Annotated in this window: 23 protein-coding genes; 12 read left to right on the top strand and 11 right to left on the bottom strand. The window is 52.4% G+C overall.

Annotated elements, in window-relative coordinates; all coding sequences use genetic code 11:
• Positions 1-46: 46 nt before the first annotated feature.
• The 3 genes from ptsH to crr all read left to right on the top strand — a co-directional run bounded on the left by ptsH (position 47) and on the right by crr (position 2734).
• A complete protein-coding gene (ptsH, locus tag PZBJ_RS17725) occupies positions 47-304 on the top strand; it encodes a phosphocarrier protein Hpr (RefSeq protein ID WP_101763576.1) in 258 nt (85 codons plus the stop codon).
• A gap of 157 nt (positions 305-461) precedes the next feature.
• Positions 462-2189, top strand: a complete 1728-nt coding sequence (gene ptsI, locus PZBJ_RS17720; RefSeq protein WP_101763575.1) for a phosphoenolpyruvate-protein phosphotransferase PtsI — start codon at positions 462-464, stop codon at positions 2187-2189.
• Between the two features lie 41 nt (positions 2190-2230).
• Positions 2231-2734: a PTS glucose transporter subunit IIA gene (gene crr / locus PZBJ_RS17715; RefSeq protein ID WP_008107804.1), complete on the top strand. Its 504-nt coding sequence runs from the start codon at positions 2231-2233 to the stop codon at positions 2732-2734.
• A gap of 227 nt (positions 2735-2961) precedes the next feature.
• Here crr and PZBJ_RS17710 read toward each other — a convergent pair whose 3' ends face one another.
• The 11 genes from PZBJ_RS17710 to PZBJ_RS17660 form a co-directional block, all read right to left on the bottom strand.
• A complete protein-coding gene (locus PZBJ_RS17710) occupies positions 2962-4323 on the bottom strand; it encodes an ATP-binding protein (protein WP_101763574.1) in 1362 nt (453 codons plus the stop codon).
• Positions 4320-5000, bottom strand: coding sequence for a response regulator transcription factor (locus PZBJ_RS17705; protein WP_008107810.1), 681 nt, complete (start codon positions 4998-5000; stop codon positions 4320-4322). The genes PZBJ_RS17710 and PZBJ_RS17705 overlap by 4 nt, the downstream gene beginning before the upstream one ends.
• Positions 5001-5176: 176 nt before the next feature.
• The gene (gene cysM, locus PZBJ_RS17700; RefSeq protein ID WP_101763573.1) at positions 5177-6058 is read right to left on the bottom strand and encodes a cysteine synthase CysM; all 882 of its coding nucleotides are present in this window, start codon (positions 6056-6058) and stop codon (positions 5177-5179) included.
• A 72-nt stretch (positions 6059-6130) separates the two neighbouring features.
• Complete coding sequence (gene cysA, locus PZBJ_RS17695; protein WP_101763572.1) at positions 6131-7219, bottom strand: sulfate/thiosulfate ABC transporter ATP-binding protein CysA; 1089 nt, start codon at positions 7217-7219, stop codon at positions 6131-6133.
• Positions 7209-8081 (bottom strand): sulfate/thiosulfate ABC transporter permease CysW, encoded by an 873-nt coding sequence (gene cysW / locus PZBJ_RS17690; protein ID WP_101763571.1) that lies wholly within the window; start codon positions 8079-8081, stop codon positions 7209-7211. The genes cysA and cysW overlap by 11 nt, the downstream gene beginning before the upstream one ends.
• Positions 8081-8914, bottom strand: a complete 834-nt coding sequence (gene cysT, locus PZBJ_RS17685) for a sulfate/thiosulfate ABC transporter permease CysT (protein ID WP_064739484.1) — start codon at positions 8912-8914, stop codon at positions 8081-8083. The genes cysW and cysT overlap by 1 nt, the downstream gene beginning before the upstream one ends.
• Entirely contained in the window at positions 8914-9930 is a 1017-nt protein-coding gene (locus PZBJ_RS17680) for a sulfate ABC transporter substrate-binding protein (RefSeq protein ID WP_101763570.1), read from the bottom strand. The genes cysT and PZBJ_RS17680 overlap by 1 nt, the downstream gene beginning before the upstream one ends.
• A gap of 269 nt (positions 9931-10199) precedes the next feature.
• Positions 10200-11096, bottom strand: a complete 897-nt coding sequence (locus PZBJ_RS17675) for a Dyp-type peroxidase (protein WP_101763569.1) — start codon at positions 11094-11096, stop codon at positions 10200-10202.
• 101 nt (positions 11097-11197) lie between these two features.
• A complete protein-coding gene (locus tag PZBJ_RS17670) occupies positions 11198-11818 on the bottom strand; it encodes an RpoE-regulated lipoprotein (RefSeq protein ID WP_101763568.1) in 621 nt (206 codons plus the stop codon).
• A 63-nt stretch (positions 11819-11881) separates the two neighbouring features.
• Positions 11882-12334, bottom strand: coding sequence for a DUF2919 domain-containing protein (locus PZBJ_RS17665; RefSeq protein ID WP_233501682.1), 453 nt, complete (start codon positions 12332-12334; stop codon positions 11882-11884).
• A gap of 8 nt (positions 12335-12342) precedes the next feature.
• Entirely contained in the window at positions 12343-12768 is a 426-nt protein-coding gene (locus tag PZBJ_RS17660; protein WP_061717913.1) for a GNAT family acetyltransferase, read from the bottom strand.
• Positions 12769-12979: 211 nt separating this feature from the next.
• Between PZBJ_RS17660 and amiA the strand changes: the two genes are divergently transcribed.
• The 9 genes from amiA to PZBJ_RS17615 form a co-directional block, all read left to right on the top strand.
• Positions 12980-13837, top strand: coding sequence for an N-acetylmuramoyl-L-alanine amidase AmiA (gene amiA / locus PZBJ_RS17655; RefSeq protein WP_101763566.1), 858 nt, complete (start codon positions 12980-12982; stop codon positions 13835-13837).
• Positions 13838-13885: 48 nt separating this feature from the next.
• Positions 13886-14809 (top strand): oxygen-dependent coproporphyrinogen oxidase, encoded by a 924-nt coding sequence (hemF, locus tag PZBJ_RS17650; RefSeq protein ID WP_101763565.1) that lies wholly within the window; start codon positions 13886-13888, stop codon positions 14807-14809.
• Positions 14810-15077: 268 nt separating this feature from the next.
• Complete coding sequence (locus PZBJ_RS17645; RefSeq protein ID WP_240632922.1) at positions 15078-17720, top strand: type VI secretion system Vgr family protein; 2643 nt, start codon at positions 15078-15080, stop codon at positions 17718-17720.
• A 1-nt stretch (position 17721) separates the two neighbouring features.
• Positions 17722-20127 (top strand): phospholipase D-like domain-containing protein, encoded by a 2406-nt coding sequence (locus PZBJ_RS17640; RefSeq protein ID WP_101763564.1) that lies wholly within the window; start codon positions 17722-17724, stop codon positions 20125-20127.
• Positions 20124-21305 (top strand): T6SS immunity protein Tli4 family protein, encoded by a 1182-nt coding sequence (locus PZBJ_RS17635; RefSeq protein ID WP_101763563.1) that lies wholly within the window; start codon positions 20124-20126, stop codon positions 21303-21305. The genes PZBJ_RS17640 and PZBJ_RS17635 overlap by 4 nt, the downstream gene beginning before the upstream one ends.
• Positions 21306-21329: 24 nt before the next feature.
• A complete protein-coding gene (locus PZBJ_RS17630) occupies positions 21330-23312 on the top strand; it encodes a phospholipase D-like domain-containing protein (protein ID WP_240632921.1) in 1983 nt (660 codons plus the stop codon).
• A complete protein-coding gene (locus tag PZBJ_RS17625) occupies positions 23312-24493 on the top strand; it encodes a T6SS immunity protein Tli4 family protein (RefSeq protein ID WP_158238613.1) in 1182 nt (393 codons plus the stop codon). Before PZBJ_RS17630 ends, PZBJ_RS17625 begins: the two co-directional genes overlap by 1 nt.
• Entirely contained in the window at positions 24494-25468 is a 975-nt protein-coding gene (locus PZBJ_RS24465) for a phospholipase D-like domain-containing protein (protein ID WP_101763561.1), read from the top strand.
• Positions 25465-26516, top strand: a 1052-nt coding sequence (locus tag PZBJ_RS17615) for a T6SS immunity protein Tli4 family protein (protein ID WP_101763560.1), incomplete at its 3' end; no start/stop codon positions are given. The genes PZBJ_RS24465 and PZBJ_RS17615, both read left to right, overlap by 4 nt.

Genomic DNA, 26516 nt, shown 5'->3' with positions numbered 1-26516 from the left:
GACTTTAGATCCATAACACCAAACCTGATAAAGTTGGGGAAATAGAATGTTCCAGCAAGAAGTTACCATTACCGCACCTAACGGCCTTCATACTCGTCCTGCAGCCCAGTTCGTCAAAGAAGCAAAGGCTTTTAAGTCAGAAATCAATGTGACCTCTAATGGCAAATCTGCCAGCGCGAAAAGCCTGTTTAAACTGCAGACTTTGGGTCTGACTCAAGGTACGGTTGTTACGCTGTCTGCTGAAGGTGAAGACGAGCAGCAAGCGGTTGAGCACCTGGTCAAGCTGATGGCTGAGCTGGAGTAACCGGCTCAGTTCGCAACTAAACCGACCCCTTTGCCCCATTGAGTGCAAATATCTTGATCGCGGACAATCTGTCCGCGTTATTGCATCTTTAGAGTACTGCTCCGCGACAGTGGCGACGCATCGGGTCAATGAGCCATCGTGATTAAAAGGTAGGGTTATGATTTCAGGCATTTTAGCATCACCGGGTATCGCTTTCGGCAACGCACTTTTGCTGAAGGAAGATGAGATCGTCATCAGCCGTAAAAAAATTACTGACGATCAGGTTGAGCAGGAAGTTCAGCGCTTCCTTGATGGACGCAGCAAAGCTGCTTCACAGCTCGAAGCCATTCGCATTAAAGCCGGTGAAACCTTCGGTGAAGAGAAAGCGGCGATCTTTGAAGGTCACATCATGCTGCTCGAAGACGAAGAGCTTGAGCAGGAAATCATCGACCTCATCAAGAAAGACCATGCTACCGCGGACGCCGCTGCTCACACCGTGATTGAAGGCCAGGCCGTTGCACTGGAAGAGCTGGATGACGAATACCTGAAAGAGCGTGCGGCTGACGTACGTGATATTGGTAAGCGTCTGCTGCAGAACATTCTCGGTCTGCACATTGTCGACCTGAGTGCGATTGCTGACGAATCTATTCTGGTGGCGAAAGATTTAACGCCGTCAGAAACCGCACAGCTGAACCTGAAAAAGGTGCTGGGCTTTATTACCGATCTGGGTGGGCGTACATCTCACACCTCGATCATGGCGCGTTCGCTTGAGCTGCCTGCGATTGTCGGCACCGGCAACGTGACTGCCACCGTGAAAAACGGTGATTTCCTGATCGTTGATGGCGTGAACAACAAAATTTACGTCAATCCAACTGATGACGTGCAGGAAGAATTGAAAGCAATTCAGACTCAATATCTGTCTGAAAAGCATGAACTGGCGAAACTGAAAGATCTGCCAGCCATTACGCTGGACGGCCATCAGGTTGAAGTCTGCGCTAACATCGGTACCGTGCGTGATGTTGCCGGTGCTGAACGCAACGGTGCGGAAGGTGTTGGCCTGTATCGTACCGAGTTCCTGTTTATGGACCGTGATTCACTGCCAACCGAAGAAGAACAATTCCAGGCGTATAAAGCCGTGGCTGAAGCCGTGGGTTCGCAGGCGGTTATCGTGCGTACCATGGACATCGGCGGCGACAAAGATCTGCCTTACATGAACCTGCCGAAAGAAGACAACCCGTTCCTCGGCTGGCGCGCGATTCGTATCGCCATGGACCGTAAAGAGATTCTGCATGCGCAGCTGCGCGCGATTCTGCGTGCATCCTCATTCGGTAAACTGCGCATCATGTTCCCAATGATCATTTCAGTAGAAGAAGTTCGCATTCTGAAAGGCGAACTGGAGCTGCTGAAAGCGCAACTGCGTGAAGAAGGCAAATCCTTTGATGAGACCATTGAAGTGGGCATCATGGTTGAAACGCCAGCATCTGCAGTGATTGCTCGCCATCTGGCGAAAGAAGTCGACTTCTTTAGTATTGGGACAAATGACCTGACGCAGTATACTCTGGCGGTCGATCGTGGTAATGATTTGATTTCACACCTCTATAACCCAATGACGCCGTCTGTTCTTGGCCTCATTAAGCAAGTGATCGACGCATCACATGCCGAAGGGAAATGGACCGGCATGTGTGGTGAGCTGGCTGGTGATGAACGTGCTACACTACTGTTACTGGGAATGGGGCTGGACGAATTCAGCATGAGCGCCATTTCAATCCCAAGCATCAAGAAAATCATTCGTAATACTAATTTCGAAGATGCGAAGGCATTGGCGGAGCAGGCTCTGGATCAACCAACAGCGGATGATTTGATGAATTTGGTCAACAAGTTCATTAAAGAAAAAACGCTCTGCTGATCCACGGACGCTAGCCTCAAATTACTGCTTAGGAGAAGATCATGGGTTTGTTTTCTAAACTTTTTGGCGAAAAATCAGAGAGCGCGTCAGGCACTATTGATATCGTTGCGCCTCTGTCAGGCGAAATCGTAAATATCGAAGACGTACCTGATGTGGTATTCGCTGAGAAAATCGTGGGTGACGGTATCGCAATCAAACCAACCGGCAACAAAATGGTTGCACCGGTTGATGGTACTATCGGCAAGATTTTCGAAACTAACCACGCATTTTCAATCGAGTCTGATAACGGTATCGAACTGTTTGTTCACTTCGGTATCGACACGGTTGAGCTCAAAGGTGAAGGTTTCAAACGCATCGCTGAAGAAGGCCAGAAGGTTAAGAAAGGCGACGTGGTGATCGAGTTTGATCTGGCACTGCTGGAAGAGAAAGCGAAATCCACGCTGACGCCAGTTGTAATCTCGAACATGGACGAGATTAAAGACCTGATCAAACTCTCCGGTCAGGTAACTGTGGGCGAGACTCCGGTTATCCGCATCAAAAAGTAAGCTTTGGCCGATTCGTGAGAATTGCAAAACGGCACCCAATGGGTGCCGTTTTTGTTTAAGACTGCCCTACTCTTGCATCTTTCAACGCGCACAATGCGGGAAGAGGTCGGGACGTCGGGGCAGAGGAGTAAAGCGTCTCGCGCCAGGGAAGGCGCGAGCCGAGGCCCAGGGACGGTTTATGCCGTCTTTACGATCTGCCCCGTTGTCCTGACCGACTGCACTAAGCCTTATTCCTGCTTCCAGCGCGGTAACCTTAACGTTAACTCCAGACCACCTTCCGGGCGATTTACCGCCTGAACTTCACCGTGATGCGCCAGAATCACCTTACGCACAATCGATAGCCCCAAACCGTAGCCTTTGCCCATCAGCGGAGAATTAACCCGTACAAAAGGATCGAAGATGCTCGAAAGCTTCTCATCGTCCACGCCCGGCCCTTGATCGCGCACGCTAATTGCCAGCCACTGATTTTCCGCCTGCAGCCGCACGTTGATGTGCTGCCCTTTGTGCGAGAATCGCAGCGCATTGCGCAGCACATTCTCCACACCACGACGAATCAGTTCCGCATTGCCGTGAACGGTGTAATCGGCATTCTCATCCACCTGAAAATCGACAATCACGCCGGGAATCTGCGCTTCGTAGCGCACATCGGTCACCACCGCATGCAGCAGGCCGGTAAGGTCGAAATATTGTTCCCCAGGCATACTTTCGTGCTCAGCGCGCGAAAGCGTCAGCAGCTCGCCAATCATCTTGTCGAGGCGTCGGGCTTCCTCATCAATGCGATTGAGCGAGGATTCGACGGATTCCGGCGTCTGCCGCGCCAGGCCTGTCGCCAGCTGCAAGCGCGCCAGCGGTGAACGCAGCTCGTGGGAGATATCATGCAGCAGCTCCTCACGCGCTTTCACCAGCGTATCGAGGCGCTCGACCATCGCATCAAAATCCTGCGCAACGTTCGAGAGCTCATCATGGCGTTTGCGCATCACCGGATAGAGCCGTACCGACAAATCACCGCTGGAGACGCGCGCAAAGCCCTCACGCAGCTGCCGCATTGGTCGCGTCAGGTTCCACGCCAGCAGCAGGCTAAACAGCAGCCCCAATGCGCCAGCGAAGGTAAACATCGGTTCGGGGATATTCAGGATGCGGCGCGGGCGGCCGCCGCCCATTGAGCTGTCTTCGCGCAGACCTTTAACGTCGTAACGCAGCTCGTACTGTTTGCCATCCTGCCCTTTTACCCAGCGCACAATCACATCAGGAAACGGTCCCTGAAAGGGTTCGTTGATGCTTTCTGGCGGCGCATTGTTGGGCGTCGCAGCGGGTTTTTCGTGCTGGATCACCGAGAAGAATTGCCGATCGTTCGGTTCCCAGTCGGCCATCATGTCATCAAGCGAGCTGGGACCACCGCGCTCCAGTACTGAAACCGCTGACGCCATTTGCAGATTAACGATACGCCGAATCGCCACCAGCTCTGGCGGCTCATGTCGATTACCGGAGAGCGTAAAGCCTAGCCACAACAGTTGGCTGATGATGACAAACACAATCCAGAAGCCCAGCAAAATCTTCCAGAACATGCGGCCGCGATAGCTGTGTTTCATCGAATGCGATAACCAATACTGCGCACAGTTTCAATGTTGACGCTGTCGGCGGTTAAGGCAGCCAGCTTTTGACGGATGTTGCTGATATGCACATCAACGCTACGATCGTAAGCTTCGCGCGGACGGCCAAGGCCTTTTTCCGACAGCTCATCTTTCGACACCACGCGATCCGGCGCACGCAGCAGCAAATCCAGCAAGTTAAACTCTGAAGCCGTCAGATCGAACGCTTTGCCCTGCCATTCGGTGATACGCGTGGCGGGATTGAGGCTGAGATCGCCCCAGCGCAGCAGCTCTTTCTTATCCGGCAGCGGAGTCTGATCTTCAAAGCGACGCAGTACGGCGCGCAGACGGGCCACCAGTTCACGCGGATAGCACGGTTTCGGCATGTAATCATCCGCCCCCATTTCCAGGCCGATCACCCGATCAATATTGTCGCCTTTCGCCGTCAGCATAATCACCGGTAACCGGCTGTTCTGCCGCACCTGGCGCAGCACATCGATGCCGCTCATATCAGGCAGCATGATGTCGAGAATCATTGCGGTATAGTTGCCCGATAACGCGCCTTCCACCCCGGCGCTACCGGTTAAAACCAGTTGTGTTTCAAAACCTTCAGCAATCAGGTATTGACTCAACATGGTGCCAAGTTCTACATCATCATCAACCAGCAGAATTTTCATCGTTATCTCTCGTGTAAATTGCCGCTATTTTGTCCTGAGTCCACAACGAACGCAGCCGGTTTTACGCGATCCTTACGTTGCTTACGTCAGACGAATATTACGAAGACTATAGACAAAAATGGCCTGGACGTACCATCACAGTACGCGCAGGCCAAATCATCGGTGGGAAGGTGGGATCAGTGGAAAACGCCGGTTGAGAGATAGCGGTCGCCGCGATCGCACACAATCGCCACCACCACGCTGCCTGGCTGGGCCGTGGCGATACGCAATGCGCCCGCCACCGCGCCGCCAGAGCTGACGCCACAGAAAATCCCTTCACGCTGCGCCAGCGCGCGCATGGTCTCTTCCGCCTCGCGCTGCGCCATATCTATTACCTCATCCACTAACTCCGGACGGAAAATGCCAGGCAAATAGGCTTCAGGCCAGCGACGTATACCGGGAATGCTGCTACCCTCTTGTGGCTGCAGGCCAATTATTTGCACCGCCGGCGCGAACTCTTTCAGGTAACGTCCAACGCCGGTAATGGTGCCGGTGGTGCCCATGCTGGAGACAAAATGCGTCATGCGGCCAGCGCTTTGCTGCCAGATTTCCGGGCCCGTGGTGAGATAGTGGCCCAGCGGATTATCGGGATTGTTGAACTGATCCAGCACGCGTCCTTCGCCGCGACCGGCCATCGCCTGCGCCAAATCGCGAGCCCCTTCCATGCCCTGCTCGCGCGATACCAGCAGCAATTCAGCGCCGTAGGCGCGCATCGCATCCTGGCGCTCCTGGCTCATGTTATCGGGCATCAGCAGGCGCAGCTTGTAGCCCTTCATCGCGGCGATCATCGCCAGCGCAATGCCGGTATTGCCGCTGGTGGCTTCAATTAAGGTATCGCCCGGTTTGATGTCACCGCGCAACTCCGCCTGATGAATCATCGACCAGGCCGCACGATCTTTGACGGAACCGGCTGGATTGTTGCCTTCCAGCTTTAGCCAGATCTCGCTGCCGTTATCAGGCGTCAGCCGCTGCAACTTTATCAACGGCGTATTGCCGATGGTATTTTCCAGTGTGGTCACGGTTTAATTCCAGACGAAAGAGGGGCAAATAAAACGGGCGGGAAAATCCCGCCCGAAGGAGTGTCAAAAATATCAGGCGCTCTCGGCAAAGGCAACCGGGCGCAGCGGCGTAGTGCCATGGTAAATTCGCGCCTGTTGCAGGCCAACGAACAGGCGTTCACCACGCATCGGCGCATGGTGATCGCCGTCGAACACCACGGAGAACACCTCGCCCTGCCAGCCGCTCGGCTGAACGACCAACTGCCAGAAGTGGCCGCGCGGGCTGATCTCCAGCACCTGCACTGGCAAAGGCGTTTCCAGGCTGCTCTGGCGTGAAATATCGATTTCCCACGGACGCAGGAACAGTTCAACTTCGCCCTGATGCGCAGGCGTGTAGCCCAGCGGCCAGCGATGCGCGGCCACATGGAACTGCGAGCCGTGTACTTCGCCTGTAAAGCGATTCACTTCGCCAAGGAATTCCAGCACAAAGCGCGTCGATGGATCGCGCCATACGTCATCTGGCGTACCAACCTGTTCAATGTTGCCCTGGCTCATCACCACCACGGTGTCCGCCACTTCCATCGCTTCTTCCTGGTCGTGGGTTACAAACACGCTGGTGAATTTCAACTCTTCATGCAACTGACGCAGCCAGCGACGCAACTCTTTACGCACCTGCGCATCCAACGCGCCAAACGGCTCATCCAGCAGCAGAATTTGCGGTTCTACCGCCAATGCACGCGCCAGCGCTACACGCTGCTTCTGTCCACCCGACAACTGCGCCGGGAAGCGGTTGCCCAGATGGGAAAGTTGTACCATCTCAAGCAGACGCGTAACGCGCTGTTTGATCTCAGCAGCACCTGGACGTTCGCGACGTGGCAGAACGGTAAGGCCAAAGGCGATATTGTCGAACACCGTCATGTGGCGGAACAGCGCGTAGTGCTGGAACACAAAGCCCACCTGACGATCGCGCGCATGGATGCGGCTGACGTCTTTGCCATTGAAATGGATCTGTCCGCTATTCTGATGTTCCAGCCCAGCGATGATACGCAGCAGCGTGGTTTTACCAGAACCGGATGGCCCCAGCAGCCCCACCATCTTGCCGGAAGGAATATCCAGAGAGATGTCGTTAAGAACCGATGTGCGGTCAAACGATTTGTTGATTTGTTTAATCTCAATGCTCATGATTTTCCTCCTGTAGGCGCTTCTGCTGATGCTCTAATCGCCACTGCACCACGCTTTTCAGAAACAGCGTTACGATTGCCATCAGGGTCAGCAGCGCGGCGGCAGTAAAGGCGCCCACGGTGTTGTAATCCTGATGCAGTAATTCAACCTGAAGCGGCAAGGTATAGGTTTCGCCGCGAATCGATCCCGAAACCACCGAGACCGCACCAAATTCACCAATCGCACGTGCGTTGGTCAGCACCACGCCGTACATCAGCGCCCAACGGATATTCGGCAACGTCACGCGGCGGAACATCTGCCAGCCGGATGCGCCGAGCAGCACCGCCGCTTCATCTTCGTGACTGCCCTGGCTCAGCATCACCGGCACCAATTCACGCACCACAAACGGACAGGTAACGAAGATGGTGGCCAGCACCATGCCCGGCCAGGAGAACATAATCTGAATATTGTGCGCATCCAGCCAGCCACCGGCAGGACCGTTGACGCCCCAGAACAGCAGATACATCAAGCCGGCAACCACCGGCGACACGGCAAACGGGATATCAAACAGCGTCAACAGCAACTGGCGGCCGGGAAAGGTGAAGCGCGTCACCAGCCACGCCAGCAGCGTACCGAACACCATGTTGACCGGCACGGTAATCAGCGCCACCAAAAGGGTCAGCCAGATGGCGTGCAGCATGTCGCCATCTTTCAGGTTACTCAGCGAGGCAACCAAACCCTGGTTGAGCGCTTCCCAGAAGATGGAAACCATCGGCACCACCAGCAGCAGGATGGAAACTAGCGCACCGATGCCAATCAGCAGCCACTTGCCCCAGTTAATTGGCTGGCGGTCGGCGTGATTGATGTGTGAAATCTCCGCCATCAGTGGCCTCCTAAGCGACGGCCGAAGCGGCTCTGCAAGGTGTTAATCGCGAACAGCAGCAGCAAAGAAGCCGCCATGATCACCGAGGCGATGGCGCTCGCCGCCGGATAATCAAACTCCTGCAGACGCACGAAAATCATCAGCGAGGTCACTTCCGTTTTCCAGGCGATGTTGCCAGCGATAAAGATTACCGCGCCAAACTCACCGATGCTGCGGGTAAACGACAGCGCAGTGCCGGCCAGCAATGCCGGCGCCACTTCTGGCAGCACCACGCGACGGAAGCTCTGCCAGCGCGTTGCGCCCAGCGTTTCCGCGGCTTCTTCATATTCCGGACCTAACTCTTCCAGCACCGGCTGCACGGTACGCACCACAAACGGAATGCTGGTAAAGGCCATCGCCACAGCGATGCCGAGCCAGGTGTAAGAGACTTTAATATCAAAATGCGCCAGCCACTGACCGTACCAGCCGTTGACCGAAAACAGACCCGCCAGCGTTAAACCTGCCACCGCAGTCGGCAGCGCAAACGGCAGATCCATCAAACCATCCAGCAGCGTGCGGCCGGGGAAGCGATAACGCGTCAGAATCCACGCCATCAGCATGCCGAATACGGCGTTGAACAGCGAGGCCACGCCCGCCGCCAGAATCGTCACTTTATAGGCGGCGATCAGCTGTGGATGGCTAATCACCGCCCAGTATTGCGCCAGCGTCATTTGCGACAGCTGCATCAGCAGCGCGCTGATCGGCAGCAGCAGAATCAGACAGGTGAAGAGTAAGCTGGTGCCGAGGCTCAGTCCAAAGCCGGGCAAAACACGTTTTTGAGCGAGCGCGAACATTAACCGCGCCCCGCTGCCAGTAATTTGTCCAGCTCACCGTCATTGGCAAAATGGACTTTCATCACGTTATCCCAGCCGCCAAAGGCGTCTTTGACGTTGAACAGTTCTGTCTGCGGGAAGCGATCTTTCTGCTCCGCCATCAGCTGCGGGTTATTCACGCGATAGTAGTAAGTGGTGATGATTTTCTGCGCTTCAGGCGTGTAGAGATAATTCAGATAAGCTTTGGCCGCGTCGATGGTGCCGTTGTGCTCGACATTTTTGTCGACCCACGCCACCGGGAACTCCGCCAGAATATTGGTTTTTGGCACGATCACTTCGTAGTCGTCTTTGCCGTACTGATTACGGATGTTATTCACTTCCGATTCAAAGCTGATCAGCACATCGCCCAGACCGCGCTCGGCAAAGGTGGTGGTCGCACCGCGACCGCCGGTATCAAACACTTCCACGTTCTTGAGGAACTTCGCCATAAAGGCTCTGGTTTTGGCTTTATCTTTGCCATCCGCCTGATCGGCAGCGCCCCACGCGGCGAGATAAGTGTAACGGCCGTTACCCGAGGTTTTTGGGTTAGGGAAAATCAGCTTCACGTTATCGCGCGCCAGATCGGCCCAGCTGTGAATCTGCTTGGGGTTACCTTTACGCACCAGAAACGCCATGGTGGAGTAAAACGGTGAGCTGCTGTTTGGCAGACGTTGTTGCCAGTCAGCGGGAATCAGTTGGCCTTTGTCGTGCAGCACCTGCACATCGGTCACCTGATTGTAGGTCACCACATCGGCGCGCAGCCCTTGCAGAATCGCCAGCGCCTGCTTAGAAGAACCGGCGTGCGACTGCTTGATGGTCAGCTTGTCATTAGGATGGGCAGCGTCCCACTGTTTTTCAAAGGGTGCATTCAGGGCAACGAACAGTTCGCGCGAAACGTCGTAAGAGCTATTCAGCAACTCGGTCGCTTGCGCCGCACCGGCTAAAGCACACGACAGCGCGATACCGCCAAGCCATTTTTTCGAAATCGGAAGTGTCATGCTGCACCCTGAAAGACGGCAGTTAAGCCAATGCCATTAGATGCTGTCAGTGTATTTATAACTCAGGGGAAAGCTGTAACGGTTTTATATATCGTTTAGGGATTTCAAAGTCTAAAAAGGCATAAGACGGCGGGAGAGTTTATGCGACGAATGGAAATGTAAATCGGCACTAAGCGATTCATTGCGCAATAAATTGCGCCGCGACAAATAAGGGCTGATATCCGTAGCGGCGCGATGAATCGCGCCAGGTTGACCTTAATACATAGAGGTTACAGCGCTTGCAAAGCATCCAGCGACGGCGCAAAAAAGTAGCTGCCGCTAACCGGTTTGGTGAAGCGCAGCATGGCGTCCATCTTGCCGTCGCGCTCGCCGAACATGCTCAGCAATTGCTGCTCGATATTGTAGAGACGATGGCAGTAAGAGATGAAGTACAGCCCATGCGTGCCACTGGCGCTGCCGTATGGCAGGCTCTGGCGCAGAATCTTCAGCCCTTTGCCCTCTTCTTTCAGATCGACACGGCTGAGATGCGATGTCGCAGGACGCTGATCACTCGGCAGCTCTTCATCCGTTTCTTTAGTACGGCCAATAATCGCTTCCTGTTTCTCCACCGCCATGCGATTCCACAGCTTAAGGTTGTGCTCCCAGCGCTGGGTAAACACATAGCTGCCGCCCGCATCCGCACCTGCGCTGATAATCGCTACCTCCTTGCGCGCTTCGCCCTGCGGATTTTCCGTGCCATCGACGAAGCCCGACAGATCGCGATCTTCAATCCAGCGGAAACCGTGCGTCTCTTCTTCGATATTGACCGCAGCGGCAAAGGCGCTAAGTGCCGCCTGAGCCAGCGCGAAGTTCACGTCATGTCGTTGGGATTGAATATGGATCAGCAAATCGCGCTGCGTGGCAGGCGCAATGCCGTTACCAAGCGCGGCGAAAGCTTTGAGTTCAGGTGCAGAAGCGTTGCCTTGCAGATCGCGCCACAGCGCATCACCAAAGGCGATCACCGCGCCCAATCCGGCATCACTGAATTGCGTCTGCAGCGCTTCAAGCTGCTGTAAGAAGAATTTGCTGCCCTGGCGCAGCGCGTCAAGATCGCCCGTGACGCGGGCTTCGAGCCAAATGGCGAAACGGCGGTGCTCCAACAGGATCCCGCTCTGAAACTGAGACATTGCTATGCTCTCCGGCATGAAGGTTAGACGATATTTTTTCGCCCGCATCATACCGGAAAGCCACACTTTTTGAGCGGGTTTTTAAGCAAGTTTTATCTGGTTTAACGCTGCCAAACGATCTTGCTGATTTTCCAGCTTTTCAGGGTATCGTCCGACGGCATCAAGCCTTCCGGACCATGCCATTCACCGCTGTAAATGTAGGAGATGTGCTGGCTGCCCGGCGCACGGCACTCAACATCGCGTGCATCAAGGCCGGTGACCATTTTGCAGTTGTTAAAGGCTTTGCTGAACTTGTCGCTGAACAGATCGCCGATCTTGCTGCCGTCCGCCGCTTTGGCATCGGCATCCTGCACTTCAATGCGCTCCACGCTGCTGCTGCCGTTAATCACCAATTTAACGTTGTCGCCATCCAGCGCCTGCCAGAAATCCATCACCTGACCATTCTGCGTGCGCATGCCCTGACGCAGTTTGTAATCGCCGTTCAGCGCTTTATGGATGGCGTCTTCCGACATTGAGGTGGTGCTCGTCAGGCCCGCAACGCCTTGCTCGGTGACCTCCAGCGATCCACCAAACCAGCCGAGTGGATTGAGCGCCGACCAGTGATAGCTAAGCGGATTGTACCAATGGCTTTCGCTATCGCTCGCGCTGCCAGAGGAACCCGAACTGGCGCAGCCGGCCAGAACCATGCTGCTAACCAGCAGTGCGTGACGAACAACTTTCATGAAAACTCCTTGATCTGCTAAGCCGATTGGCGTGCCTGTTGGAGTCACAAACCGGCAAAAAGTTTATTCGACCTGCTGATGTTCCGGCAGAAAGCAGTCGCGCAGGCGAGGTTGCGTTTGCAGCCAGAACAACGCCAGCAGGTCAAATAGCGTCAATAACAGCGGCAGCGGCGAGTCGGGAAAGGCGCCTTGCAGCAGGCTGGAACCCTGCCACAGCAGGCTGACAAGGAGCGATGCGCTCAATACATGACGCCAGCTTTGCCACAGGCGCGGCCAGCGCTGGCGATAGCCGGTCAGCAATAAGCCGATAGCCGCCGGAATGCCTAACGCCAGCCCCAGCCAGAAGCTTTGGCGGTCGGGATAGAACAGCGCCAGCAAATCATTGCCCTGCTGGCGTGATGCGCCCGCCATCACCAGCAGCAGCCAGGTGCGCGCCTGCAATAACAGGATCAGCCAGAAAAGAAACGGCAGCCGCAGCTGCCCTTTCGCATCGTACTCTTCGGGAAGGTATTTCAAACCGACCCTCAATACTCGCGATCTTCAATCAGACGCTTGCCCAGCAGCAGCGAGTCCACCGGCTCGTATTCGAGCTTTTCGTAAAACGCCACCACCTGATCGTTCTCTTCGCGCACCATCAAATTGATTTTTGGGCAACCGCGCGCAATCAGCTTCTTCTCAAGACGATTCATCAACGCATTGGCAAAGCCACGGCCCTGATAATCAGGATGCACCGCCAGATAGTAGACGGAGCCGCGATGGCCGTCGTAGCCGCCCATCACCGTACCGACCACTTCGCCACCGACTTCCGCGACCAGAAACAGTTCCGCGTCGTGGTTCATTTTGCGTTCAATGTCCAGCTCCGGATCGTTCCATGGGCGTAACAAATCGCAACGCTCCCAGAGCGTGATCACTTCTTCAAAATCTTCCTGGCGGAAAGAACGGATTTCCATCGACGTTACCCTGCTGTTAGGCACAATTCGCTGATTATCACGCATTCTTTGCCAGGCGCAACCCTCACGCGTGACAACGGAGCAAAAAAAGCGCGACATCGCTGTTAGTCTGTTGCAATAGAAAGTAAACACTTGAAATAGTTGCGAGGTCGCTGCCTGGCTATTGTTACGCTATAACACTGGGCAGGATTTACCTGCCATGGACCCGTAAATGAAGAAGATTTCACTGCTTAAGCGGCTTACCAATCGTCGCCAACTGATACTTTCCGGTTTAGCGCTGGCGGTGTTATCACCGCGTGCGGTGCAGGCCAAAGAACAGAACAGCGATTTGCGCGTCAGTCCGCGTCATACGCCACCGAAACCCGCCAGCAACGGCAAACGTATCGTGATGATCGATCCCGGCCACGGCGGCATCGATTCCGGCGCCGTCGGCGAAGAGGGTTCGGAAGAGAAACACATTGTGCTGGCGATCGCCAATACCGTGAAGACGCTGCTGCAATCGCATCCGCACATCGAAGTGCGCCTGACGCGCGACAGCGACCACTTTATTCCGCTCTATCAGCGCGTCGAAATCGCCCACCAGCACGGCGCTAACCTGTTTATGTCGATTCACGCCGACGGCTACACCAGCCCGGATGCTAACGGCGCATCGGTGTTTGCCCTTTCCAATCGCGGTGCCAGCAGCGCGATGGCGCGATACCTTTCGCAGCGTGAAAACGATGCCGACAAAGTGGGCGGTGCTGAGGTGCAGGATAAAGATCATTACCTCAACCAGATTCTGTTCGATCTGGTGCAGACCGATACCATTCGCAACAGCCTGACGCTGGGTAAACACGTCCTCGATCAGATTCGCCCGGTGCATCATCTGCACAGCCAGCACACCGAACAGGCTGCATTTGCGGTGCTGAAATCGCCGTCGATTCCTTCGGTGCTGGTGGAAACCTCCTTCATTACCAATCCGCGTGAAGAGCAGCTGCTTGGCACGCAGGCGTTCCGCCAGAAAATTGCCAGCGCCATTGCCGACGGCATCACCCGCTACTTCGATGAGGTCGATCGTCGCGAAGCATAGTCTTTATCCTGTGGTAGAATCGCGGCACATTTCCGGAACGAGTGACTGATGAGCAATCCCGATATTTCCCGCGTCAAAGCCTTTTTGCTGGCGCTGCAAGATGATATTTGCGCCCAATTAGCGGCGGAAGATGGCAAGGCGAGCTTTGCCGAAGATGAGTGGCAACGTCCCGGCGGCGGCGGCGGACGCAGTCGCGTATTGCGTGATGGCGCGGTGTTTGAACAAGCCGGCGTTAACTTCTCGCACGTGCATGGCGATCAAATGCCCGCGTCCGCCACCGCGCATCGTCCTGAACTGGCCGGGCGCAGCTTTGAAGCGATGGGCGTATCGCTGGTGGTGCATCCATCCAATCCTTACGTGCCCACCAGCCACGCCAACGTGCGCTTCTTTATTGCGGAAAAACCGGGCGCCGATCCGGTGTGGTGGTTTGGTGGCGGTTTCGATCTTACGCCCTATTACGGCTTCGAAGAGGATGCGCTGCACTGGCATCAAACCGCGCACGATCTGTGCCAGCCGTTTGGTGAGGAGGTTTATCCGCGCTACAAAAAGTGGTGCGACGATTACTTCTACCTTAAGCATCGCGACGAGCAGCGCGGTATCGGCGGTCTGTTTTATGACGACCTGAACACGCCCGATTTCGATTACTGCTTCGATTTCATGCAGGAAGTCGGCAACGGTTTTGCCAACGCCTACCTGCCGATTGTGGCCAGGCGCAAAGCCCTGTCGTGGGGCGATCGCGAGCGCCAGTTCCAGCTCTATCGTCGTGGTCGCTACGTCGAGTTCAATCTGGTGTGGGATCGCGGCACGCTGTTTGGCCTGCAAACCGGCGGCCGCACCGAATCCATTTTGATGTCGATGCCACCGCTGGTGCGCTGGGAATACGATTATCAGCCAGAAGCCGATTCCCCCGAAGCCGCCTTGTACCGCGATTTCCTGCCGGTGAAAGAGTGGTTGAAGCCAACATCAAAATAATAAAATCGACCTGCCTTTAACAGCGCGATATCTCGCGCTGTTAAATCCCATACTTCTTATCGAATCAACTTATTACATCTACTCATTGCGCACAAAAGACACAATAAAGTAGTTGCCCATCCTGATTATTTACCACAGAATCACCCTTCTCAATTTGTGGATTAACCGTCATCTGACGGCTAAACGGAACCAGGAAGGTGCCACGTTGAAAGATTTCATTGCCACGGCTTCACTCTCGCTTTACACCCTTACCATCAACAACACGTCAATGCGCCCTGACGTGCTGCGCTTTCGCGGCCGCGAGGCGCTAAGCGAGCCGTTCCGCTGGGACATCGAGTTCACCACCAATTTGCCGGTTAAAGACGAGCTGCTGAACAAATTTGCCAGCCTGAGGATGCGCAGCGGCAAGGTGGTGCACGGCGTCATCACCCGCATGGAGTGGCTCAGCCAGAGCGCTGACCAGACGCACTACCGCATCATCCTCGAATCCCGCCTTGCGCTGATGAAGCTAACCTGCGAGAGCCGGATATTCCAGAACCTCAGCGCGCCGGAGCTGGCGGAGCAGCTGCTGCGCCAGCACGGTTTCGAAGGGCCGGATTTTGATTTCCGCCTGACGCGTGAATACCCGGCGCGCGAGCTGATTACCCAGTGGCAGGAGAGTGATTTGCAGTTCCTGCAGCGCATTCTGGCGGAGGTCGGCATCTGGTTCCGTTCCGGGATGAATGCGGTTACCGAACAGGAAACGCTGATTTTTGCCGATTCGCAGCAGGGCTATCAGTTTGATGTGGCGCTGCCGTACGCGGAACTTTCGGGCCTGCACGACGGTGAACGTGAGTCGGTGTGGGGCGTGCGCACCTGGCATAACGTGGTAACCGGCAGCGTGCGCGTGCGCGACTACAACTATCGCCAGGCTGGCGAACCGGGCGATGCCGATGCGGCTGTAGGTAGCGATGCCACTACCACCGGCGGGCACTATCGCTATATCGGCCCATATCGGAATCCCGGTGAAGAGGACGAAACCGAGTCCGGGCGGTTTTACGCGCGCATCGCCCACGAGCGCGAGCTGAAGCGTGCCGATTACGTGCACCTGTTCAGCAACGCCTCGCATCTGACGCCGGGCGCGGTGCTGGAGTCACAGGGCAAGGTTATCCGTGCGTTGCAGAACGGCGTGGTGATGACGCTGGTGACCTTCATCGCTTCGCGCGATTCGCGCCTGCACGTTTCCGTCTGGGGCATGCCGTACAGCGAACACTTCTGCTTCCGCCCCGCTACGTTGCCACGTCCGGAGATTGTCGGCACGCATCCGGCGCGGATTGAAAGCCGCAACGCTGATGATATCTACGCACATCTCGACGAGCACGGACGCTACCGGGTGAAGCTCGACGTGGACCGCCTGTTCAGCGAATCAGGCTACAGCTATCTGTGGGTGCGGCTGGCAAAACCCTACGCCGGCAGAGATTACGGTTTTCACGCGCCGCTGATTCGGGGCACCGAAGTGGGAATCGCCTTTGACGGCGGCGACCCGGACCGCCCGTACATCGCGCACGCCTTTCACGATTCCGAACATCCCGACGTCGTCAGCCGCGACAACCGCAGCCAGAACACCCTGCGCACGCCTGCGAACAACGAACTGCGCATGGAAGACAAGCGCGGCGCGGAACACATCGCGCTCACTACTGAATATGGTAAAACCCAGCTTAATCAGGGCCACATCACCGATAAGCAGGACAAACCGCGTGGCAGCGGCTTTGAGTTGCACACCGACGAACACGGTGTGATACGCGTGGCGAAAGGTTTATTCGTCACCGCCGATGGCCAGACCAAAGGCGTGGGCGAGGTGCTGGACATGGCGACCACGCTGCGCGAAATCGAGATTGCGATTAAACAAATCGAGCAGCTGAAGCTGGTGCAGGAGCAGGTTGACGCGCTGATTGTCGATATCAACGTGCAGCGTGAGATGTTCAGCAAGCGCCTGCAGCCGCTGAACGAGCTGATTCACTTCTCCGCCCCCGAAGGCGTGGCGTTCACCAGCGGCGAGCACCTGCAGATGGCGGCGGCGGAGAACATCCACATCAACGCGGGCGGTGACATCAGCGCCGGGGCGATGGGCAACGTCAACCTGATGGCGGGCGAAAAAGTCGGGCTGTTTGCGCACCAAGATAAGCTGAGTCTGATTGCGGGTGAAGGGCCGATAAAGGTTGAAGCGCAGAATGCGGCGATGAAAATCATGGCAGCGAAGAAGCTGAGCATGAGCGCGGAGCAGGACATACTGTTCGCCAGCAAGAAACGCATCGTGCTGATAGGCGGCGGCAGTTACCTGAAGCTGGAAGCCGGGCGGATTGAGTACGGCACCGAGTCAAAGTATGCGCGCAAGACTATGCGCACGCACAAGGCGGTGGCGCGGAAGATGCCGGTCGAAATGCCGGTGATGCCGCTGGCAGACCGGTTTGCGGAGCAAGCAGGTCACCGCGCGCTTAAGCCGTTAATTTATCTGGGCGATGCACCAGGTTCGGCTGGTCATGCCCATACTCAGCGTGGTTGGCAAATTGTCATCGCGCAGTCTAAAAGTGAGGCGATGAGCACCGATGAAATTGTTATGCGTGGAGAATCCGACTCTCAGGGCCGTTTGCTATCTGTAGAGCAACAAACGCATCTGTCTGAATTGGCGAAACAGCATGCAGATCGGTTATGGCTGGTGAGTGGACAGCGCGTGCTGCGCATACGGCTAAGCATCATCCCATCTACAGCAGATGAGGCGGTGAAAGAGGCCTGCGCACTGGATGCACTGGGTTATCACCGCGCGTTTAACCGGGCTAGCGGCAGCGATGTTCCCTTCTCGGCGTTCACGCAATGCATTCGCAAGGAACAGCAAACAGAGGCTTCACAGCCGGACCTCAAGGAGGAGAAATAACATGTCAGGCGACAGTTTTAACGATTATCCGCACAGCTGTGCGGTCTACTTCGATGAAGACAAGGATACCAGCCACATCGCTACGGCAACGATGAATCACTGGGTGCACAATGGTTTTGCACAGTTCACAGCTGGCAATCGTGTGAAAGCGCACCTCGGCGGCAAAGAGTATTTTGCTGCGCTGCTGGAAGCTTTTACACAGGCGCAGAAAACCATTTACATCACTGGCTGGCAAGTCAACTGGGATGCCCAGTTGGCTGACGGTGTGAGGCTGGTCGATTCACTACTGGCGGCGGTGATGGCCGCACCGTCGCTCAAGGTGTACATCATGCCCTGGAAAGATCCCTACCCAATGGAAACTTACTCGGCCGCCACCGAACGCGTTTTTGCTGCTCTTAACAGTCATGTCGGACGTCGGGCATTTCACGTGCTGAGCGCCGGTTCAAAATCCGGCAAGTTTTTCTCTCATCATCAGAAATGCGTCATTGTTGATGAGCGACTGGCTTTTGTCGGCGGCATCGACCTTGCCTACGGTCGTTACGATGACAACTATGGCATGCAGGCCGATGCGGCAGGCCGCCAGGGGATGAACATGTACAATCCCTGTGTCCCCGTGATGGCTGCGGGCCGGGGCTACAACCCGATGGAAGAATACGCAACGCCACATGCGGATCCGCGATTAGATCGCGATCCTAATGCACGCGAACAGGCGAAAAAGCGCGAGGCCATTAGCGTGACGCGCATTATTGACGCAGTACTGACGCGACGTGAAAGCCAGTCGCCGGGCAAGGCTAAAGAAAGCACCTATCTGGACGCAAAAATCCAGCCGCGCATGCCGTGGCAGGATTATCAGGTAGAGATTGAAGGTCCGGCGGTATATGACCTGATAGCCAACTTTGTTCTGCGCTGGAACAGCTATCCACCGCACTATCCAAAATCGTCACTGCTGACACAGACGCCAGAACTGCACATCCCGGCGACGCGTCCTGAGAGAGTCGGCTCCTGCCACGTTCAGGTATTGCGCAGCGCATCGCAGGAGATGTGTCGGAGCGAGCAGAAACGGCCGCTGCGCGGTAAGCCGCCGGAGAGCAAAACGCAGCATGACGTAATGGACGCGATGAAGCTGCTGATCGACAAGGCCGACCACTATATTTATATCGAGAACCAGTTTTTCGTTTCGGCGTTTGGCGTCTCATCAGTAGAAGGCAGTGAAAAGTTAAGTCCGGTGGCAAGCAGTATTAACCCCTCGGCCAGCGCGTTTGTCACGCGCAGATTTCCGGACAAGCCCGCGCCCGAAAATCAGGTGGCTGAGTGGTTAGCCAACAAAATAAAGGGCCACATTATCTCGTTCAATCCGATGCCGTTCCACGTCTACATCATGCTCCCGGTCTATCCGGAAGGTCGGCTGGACGATCCCACCATCGTGGCGCAGATCCACCTGACGCGGCAGTCGCTGGTGTTTGGCTCGCACAGCCTGATAAACCGCATCCGCCGCACCCTGTGGGTGAAGCAGCAACTGGAAGAAATGCAGGTGCCACGAAAAGAGTGGCATCGGCAGATACCTAAACTTGAAGAAGCGTGCGGCGAAGGTTATCTGGATATCGATATTGAGGCTTGCTATGAGTTCGTTACGCTGCTGAATATGCGCGACCACGATGAGCTGAACGGCCAGCCTGTGACCGAGCAGATTTACGTGCACAGCAAGCTAATGATCGTTGACGATCGCTGGGTGCTGGTGGGCAGCGCCAACATCAACGACCGCAGCCTGCTAGGCGATGGCGATTCTGAGCTGGCAGTGACAATAGCCGATATGGATCACAGCGTTCATGACCTTGACGGCAGCGGCACGCCAGAGCCATGCCGCACGTTTGCCAGAGACCTGCGCCAAAAAGCCTGGCGTAAATGGATGGGCAGCGCAGCGGCTGAATGTGAAGAAGCACTGGATAAACCAGCACTGCAAGCGAGCTGGGAGAAGATTCAGAGTATAGCCAAGAAAAATGCTATAGCATACGAAACTGTTTTCAACTTCACACCTCGAGATATATTTAAATTACAAATTTCTAGAGATGATGAATATTATGAAGGCGAAAGGCCGAAACTTAATAGAGATGTATTGGCATCTTCAATCTGGCCTACACTCGCGGTGAATAAAACAAACCAACCATCTGATAGAGAAAAAATGCCCTTTTCAGAGAGGTTTTGGTTTGAGTACAACATGAATAAATTCTCAAAAAAAAATCGACTAAATGAAATCGATGGATATTTCACTCTATTGCCAGCGGAGTGGACCTCAGGAGAGAATAACCTTATTCCATTCAATATGCGACTAATCGCTAGAAACGACCAGAAAACTAGTGATTTGCAGCTATCAATAAATTCGACTGATAACAAAAGAGTTATTACATGAAGAAGATTAATATCTTTTTTTTATTTTCGTCTATATTAATATCTAAATACTCGATGGGACAGAAATGGAACGATGAGTGTGTGGGTTACTATCAGATGAATCTGCCCTCAGAATTGGAGGTTGCAGTGTACCCAATCAATAGCTTAATTTCGCCGGCTAAAGAACCACGCAGTGATTATGGCATCTTAATACAAAGAACCAAGAAGCCGGAGATCACATTTGGAACAAAATCCCGAGAAAGCAATCTGAATAGATTTCAGGCTGATTTCTCAGAGTTTTATTATGAAAAATTTAAGGTCGGCATTTCATCAAAAAATCCAAGCGTCATTAACTTATTGGAATATAAAAAAAATACTATAAGTGATTACGAATTCATAGCTGCATCAGGGCGGCAATTAGAAAAGCGCGACTCTGAATTATTTGATGAACCCCTTCCTTCAGAAATGGAGTCTAACAGAGTTTATGGTTTTTTAATAAAAGATTATAACAATGCATTTTCAACATATGAACTTAGAGGATACACACTTAATATTAGCAGCGGACATCGTCTATATAAGTTCTGGTCAAAAAAAGATGATTATCTTGATGATAAATCACAAACCGCAGAAAACCAGTGGCATAAAAAAGAGCCAGAAGTCAAATCTCTGCTAAGCCGTTTTAGCCCACGTGAGTTGTATGAAGTTCCAAATAAACAAGGCTTTTGCATTCCTTACGGATTCATAGCTAATGATTCCGGTCATGAATCACACAACATGGCTGTTACCTACCGGTTAAAAGATCATCCTGATGTGACGATCCTCTTTCAAACTCTGACATCAGATCCTGGCCCAGGTAATAATCGGCCAAAATTTGATATGAATGAGAAAGAATATGTTACTGAGTTCTGGAACCGTATTTATGGGGCAAAATTCCGGAATATAAAGCTTTATGGGAAAGGCTTTAGCTATCCAAAAATTGATGGTCGCAAAGCCGTAGCCGCTTTTGCAAAATTCACCCGTTACGATAAATCTGTCGATTATGGCTACGTTGCTTACGTCAAAGGCAAAACACCGGATGAACCAACCATTATGTTTTTCATAATGCGTAAGGGTACTCAGGCTACAGTCAATCCTCCATTCGATCACCAAGAACTGGAGAAAATGGCAGAACATATCGTTGCGTCAATTAAAAAGCGCTAATAGATTATTTTCCGCCAACAGCAAGTGCGGCGCGCCGGCTCAAAATCCGGCAAGTTTTTCTCTCATCATCAGAAATGCGTCATTGTTGATGAGCGACTGGCTTTTGTCGGCGGCATCGACCTCGCCTACGGTCGTTACGATGACAACTATGGCATGCAGGCTGATACAGCAGGCCGTCAGGGGATGAACATGTACAATCCCTGCGTACCCGTGATGGCTGCGGGCCGGGGCTACAACCCGATGGAAGAGTACGCAACGCCACATGCGGATCCGCGATTAGATCGCGATCCTAATGCACATGAACAGGCGAAAAAGCGCGAGGCCGTTAGCGTTACGCGCATTATTGACGCGGTACTGACGCGACGTGAAAGCCAGTCGCCGGGCAAGGCTAAAGAAAGCACCTATCTGGACGCAAAAATCCAGCCGCGCATGCCGTGGCAGGATTATCAGGTGGAGATTGAAGGTCCGGCGGTATATGACCTGATAGCCAACTTTGTTCTGCGCTGGAACAGCTATCCACCGCACTATCCCAAATCGTCACTGCTAACACAGACGCCAGAACTGCACATCCCGGCGACGCGTCCTGAGCGAGTCGGTTCCTGCCACGTTCAGGTATTACGCAGCGCATCGCAGGAGATGTGTCGGAGCGAGCAGAAACGGCCGCTGCGCGGGAAGCCGCCGGAGAGCAAAACGCAGCATGACGTGATGGACGCGATGAAGCTGCTGATCGACAAGGCCGACCATTATATTTATATCGAGAACCAGTTTTTCGTTTCGGCGTTTGGCGAGTCTTCGATCAAGGGGCCGAAGGCGCTAAGTCCGGTGGCAAAAAGTATAACCCCCTCTGCCGGAGCTTTTATTACGCGCAGATTTCCTGACAAGCCCGCACCCGAAAATCAGGTGGCTGAGTGGTTAGCCAACAAAATAAAGGGCCACATTATCTCGTTTAATCCGATGCCGTTTCACGTCTACATCATGCTGCCGGTCTATCCGGAAGGCCGGCTGGACGATCCCACCATCGTGGCGCAGATCCACCTGACGCGGCAGTCGCTGGTATTTGGCTCGCACAGCCTGATAAACCGCATCCGCCGCACCCTGTGGGTGAAACAGCAACTGGAAGAAATGCAGGTGCCACGAAAAGAGTGGCACCGACAAATACCTAAGTTGGAAGAGGCGTGCGGCGACGGTTATCTGGATATCGACATTGAGGCTTGCTACGAATTTGTAACCCTGCTGAACATGCGCGATCACGGTGAGCTGAACGGCCAGCCAGTCACCGAGCAAATTTACGTGCACAGCAAGCTGATGATCGTTGACGATCGCTGGGTGCTGGTGGGCAGCGCCAACATCAACGATCGCAGTCTGCTGGGCGATGGCGATTCTGAGCTGGCAGTGACAATAGCTGATATGGATCACAGTGTTAATGACCTTGACGGCAGCGGTACACCTGAGCCGTGCCGCACATTTGCCAGAGATCTGCGTCAGAAGGCCTGGCGTAAGTGGATGGGCAGCGCGGCTGCTGAGTGTGAAGATGCACTGGATAAACCAGCACTGAAAGCTAGCTGGGAAAAAATTCAGGAGATAGCTAAAAATAACTCTAATATTTATGAGAGAGTTTTTAATTTCATTCCACGGGATATAAAAAAAACTGAAAACAACACAGGAAAGAATTCATTCGCAGATGATGTAAATGAAGAAGACAGTGATCTTAACTCTTCAATATGGCCAATTCTATCTGCAAATCAGATAAACTCGATTACTGATTGCAATTACATGCCATTTTCAACTGAATTTTGGTCTAAATATAAAAACAACAGTTTTTTAAGCCGAGATAATTTGAAGAATCTAAATGGATACTTTACTTCTCTTTCAGTGAAATGGACCAATGGGGAGGATAATCTAATCCCTTATAATATGAGACTAATTGCAGGACTAAATGGGGAGAGCAATCGCAACGAACACATTGCAATGAATATCAAGATGAAAAACCAGAAGGAAGATATTTAATGAAAGCATTATTTACCTCATTTTTTTTCCTTAGTTATTCTTTATCATCTAATGCATCAAGTGTTCAGTGGGGTAGTGAGTGTGTAGGCTATTATGAATTTGAACTTCCAATCGGTGCAGAAATCGCATTATACCCATTGGCAGAATTTACGAACCCAAGACCCGATAAAATGAGAAAGCTGGATGTTATTATAAAACGATTTAAGACGCCAGAGATTACTTTTAGTGAAAGCCAGTATGGAAATGGAGATGATAGTGTTCAGGCTCAGTTTTCCGAGTTTTATTATGATAAATATAAAGTTGGAATCTCATCAAAAAGCAAGAATGAAATTAATTTCAAACATTACCGAGAAAAAGTAATAGATGACTATGAATTCAGCAAACTATCCAATAGGTTGTTAGAAGAGCAGGACTTCTCACTCTACAATGAGCCAATGACTTCTGAAGAAGATTTTAACCGTATTCATGGGTTTTTGGTAAAAGATGACATGAATGCATTCACCGTTTACAGTAGAAGAACCTATTCTGTTCAGATAAATGGTGATGGGAGAATTTATCAATTTTGGGCAAAGAGAGAGCCTTATCTCGAGGACCAATCACAAACCGCAGAAAACCAGTGGCATAAAAAAGAGCCTGAGGTTAAATCGTTATTAAGCCGATTTACTCCACGCGAGTTGTATGAAGTTCCAAATAAACAAGGGTTTTGTATTCCCTACGGTTTTATCGCCGATGATTCTGGTCAGGAACCACACAACATGGCCGTTACCTATCGATTAAAAGAACATCCAGATGTTTCAATATTTGTTCAGGATCTTGGCATGGCACCTGATGCCGGAGAAGAGACAAAGATGGATCCCAAGGAATATGTAACTTGGCTGTGGAACTGGCAGTATCAATGGCGTTCCGTCAATAAAGAATTAATCAGCCCTAAGTGGCGCACCATTGAAATGGATGGACGCAAAGGATTAGGAACATTTGCTAAAGCCGAATTTGAAGATGGTCGTGTTGATTATGGTTATGTCGCGTATGTGCGCGGGGATCATCACGCCAGAAACGTTCAGCCAGACTTGCTGGTTTATGTGATGCAGTACAGCGTTCAGGCGAAAGATCGCCCACCGATGGATAAAAAAGAAATCGAGGAAATGGCGGAGCGGATTGTTGCATCGGTAAAACGGCGATAAATGATTGAGAGGACGGGGAAATCTAGAGTCATTTTAGTTAGGCTATCCAACCATCGTGGCGCAAAATCGCTGGTATTTGGTTCGCACAGCCTGATAAACCGCATCCGTCGCACCCTGTGGGTACAACAGCAACTGGAAGAAGCGTGCGGCGAAGGCTATCTGGATATCGATATTGAGGCTTGCTATGAGTTCGTTACGCTGCTGAATATGCGCGACCACGGTGAGCTGAACGGCCAGCCAGTCACCGAGCAGATTTACGTGCACAGCAAGCTAATGATCGTTGACGATCGCTGGGTGCTGGTGGGCAGCGCCAACATCAACGACCGCAGCCTGCTGGGCGATGGCGATTCTGAGCTGGCGGTGACGATAGCCGATATGGATCACAGTGTTAATGACCTTGATGGCAGCGGTACACCTGAGCCGTGCCGCACATTTGCCAGAGATCTGCGTCAGAAGGCCTGGCGTAAGTGGATGGGCAGCGCGGCAGTTGAGTGCGAAGAAGCACTGGATAAACCAGCGCTTAAAGCGAGCTGGGAGAAAATCCAAGCGCTAGCATTGAATAACTCTATTGCATATGACGTCGTTTTTAATTTCATTCCACGTAATTCATTTGAACCAGAAAGTTCAAATGAAATTAATTACACCGGTAAACAAGATTCTGAAAACGAGGATAACATCCCTGCTACAATATGGCCCATACTTGCAGTCAACAGAACTGATGTACCACACAATAAAATCAACATGCCGTTTTCAGAAGTATTCTGGCGAAAATATCATGGCAAAAAGTTCAATAATAAGTACAGGCTACATGATATCAAAGGATACTTTACTTCGCTCGCTCCTAAATGGACCTCAGGTGAGGATAATCTTATCCCATATAATATGCGATTAATTGCCGAGTATAATATGCAGAAAGATGACAATAAAAAACTCGCTATTGTTAAAATAGACTCTAGTGATATGGAGACTTTATGAAATATTTTCAATTACCACTCTTTTCATTCTGCATTTTGGCTACATATAGTGCTTCAGGCCAGGGATGGAAAAATGAATGTATTGGGTATCACAAAATGGAGCTTCCATCAGGACTGGAAACTGCACTATATGTGGTTGACAATCTTACGGCCCCCCCTAAAGAACCTAAAAGTCTTTACGGTGTTTTAATACAAAGAACAAGAGAGCCAGTAATTACTTTTGGAACTAAAGCCCGTGAATCTGGTGATGATAGAGTCCAGGCTCAGTTTTCAGAGTTATATTATGGAAAATATAAAATAGGAGTTTCATCTGAAAGCTCTAACGCAATTAATTTTTCAGAATATAAAAAAAAGGTTAAAAGCGACTTTGAGTTTGAGGCTCATTCCGGAAGGCAATTAGAAATACGAAAACTTGGTACCCATCAAGACAGACTCAGGCCAGAGCAAGAGTTTAATCGCCTCTATGGTTTTTTAATTAAAGATTACAACAATGCATTTTCAGCGTATGAACTTAGAGGATATACGCTCAATATCAGCAGTGGTCATCGCCTTTATCAGTTATGGTCAAAAAGAGATAATTATCTTGAAGACAAATCACAAACCGCAGAAAACCAGTGGCATAAAAAAGAGCCAGAAGTCAAATCTCTGCTAAGCCGTTTTAGCCCACGTGAGTTGTATGAAGTTCCAAATAAACAAGGCTTTTGCATTCCTTACGGATTCATAGCTAATGATTCCGGTCATGAATCACACAACATGGCTGTTACCTACCGGTTAAAAGATCATCCTGATGTGACGATCCTCTTTCAAACTCTGACATCAGATCCTGGCCCAGGTAATAATCGGCCAAAATTTGATATGAATGAGAAAGAATATGTTACTGAGTTCTGGAACCGTATTTATGGGGCAAAATTCCGGAATATAAAGCTTTATGGGAAAGGCTTTAGCTATCCAAAAATTGATGGTCGCAAAGCCGTAGCCGCTTTTGCAAAATTCACCCGTTACGATAAATCTGTCGATTATGGCTACGTTGCTTACGTCAAAGGCAAAAC

Origin of the sequence: Pantoea endophytica (genome assembly GCF_002858935.1) — a bacterium.
GTDB classification, from domain to species: domain Bacteria; phylum Pseudomonadota; class Gammaproteobacteria; order Enterobacterales; family Enterobacteriaceae; genus Pantoea; species Pantoea leporis.
The sequence above is the reverse complement of the archived record's forward strand: the minus strand, read 5'-3'. Positions and strand labels throughout refer to the sequence as shown.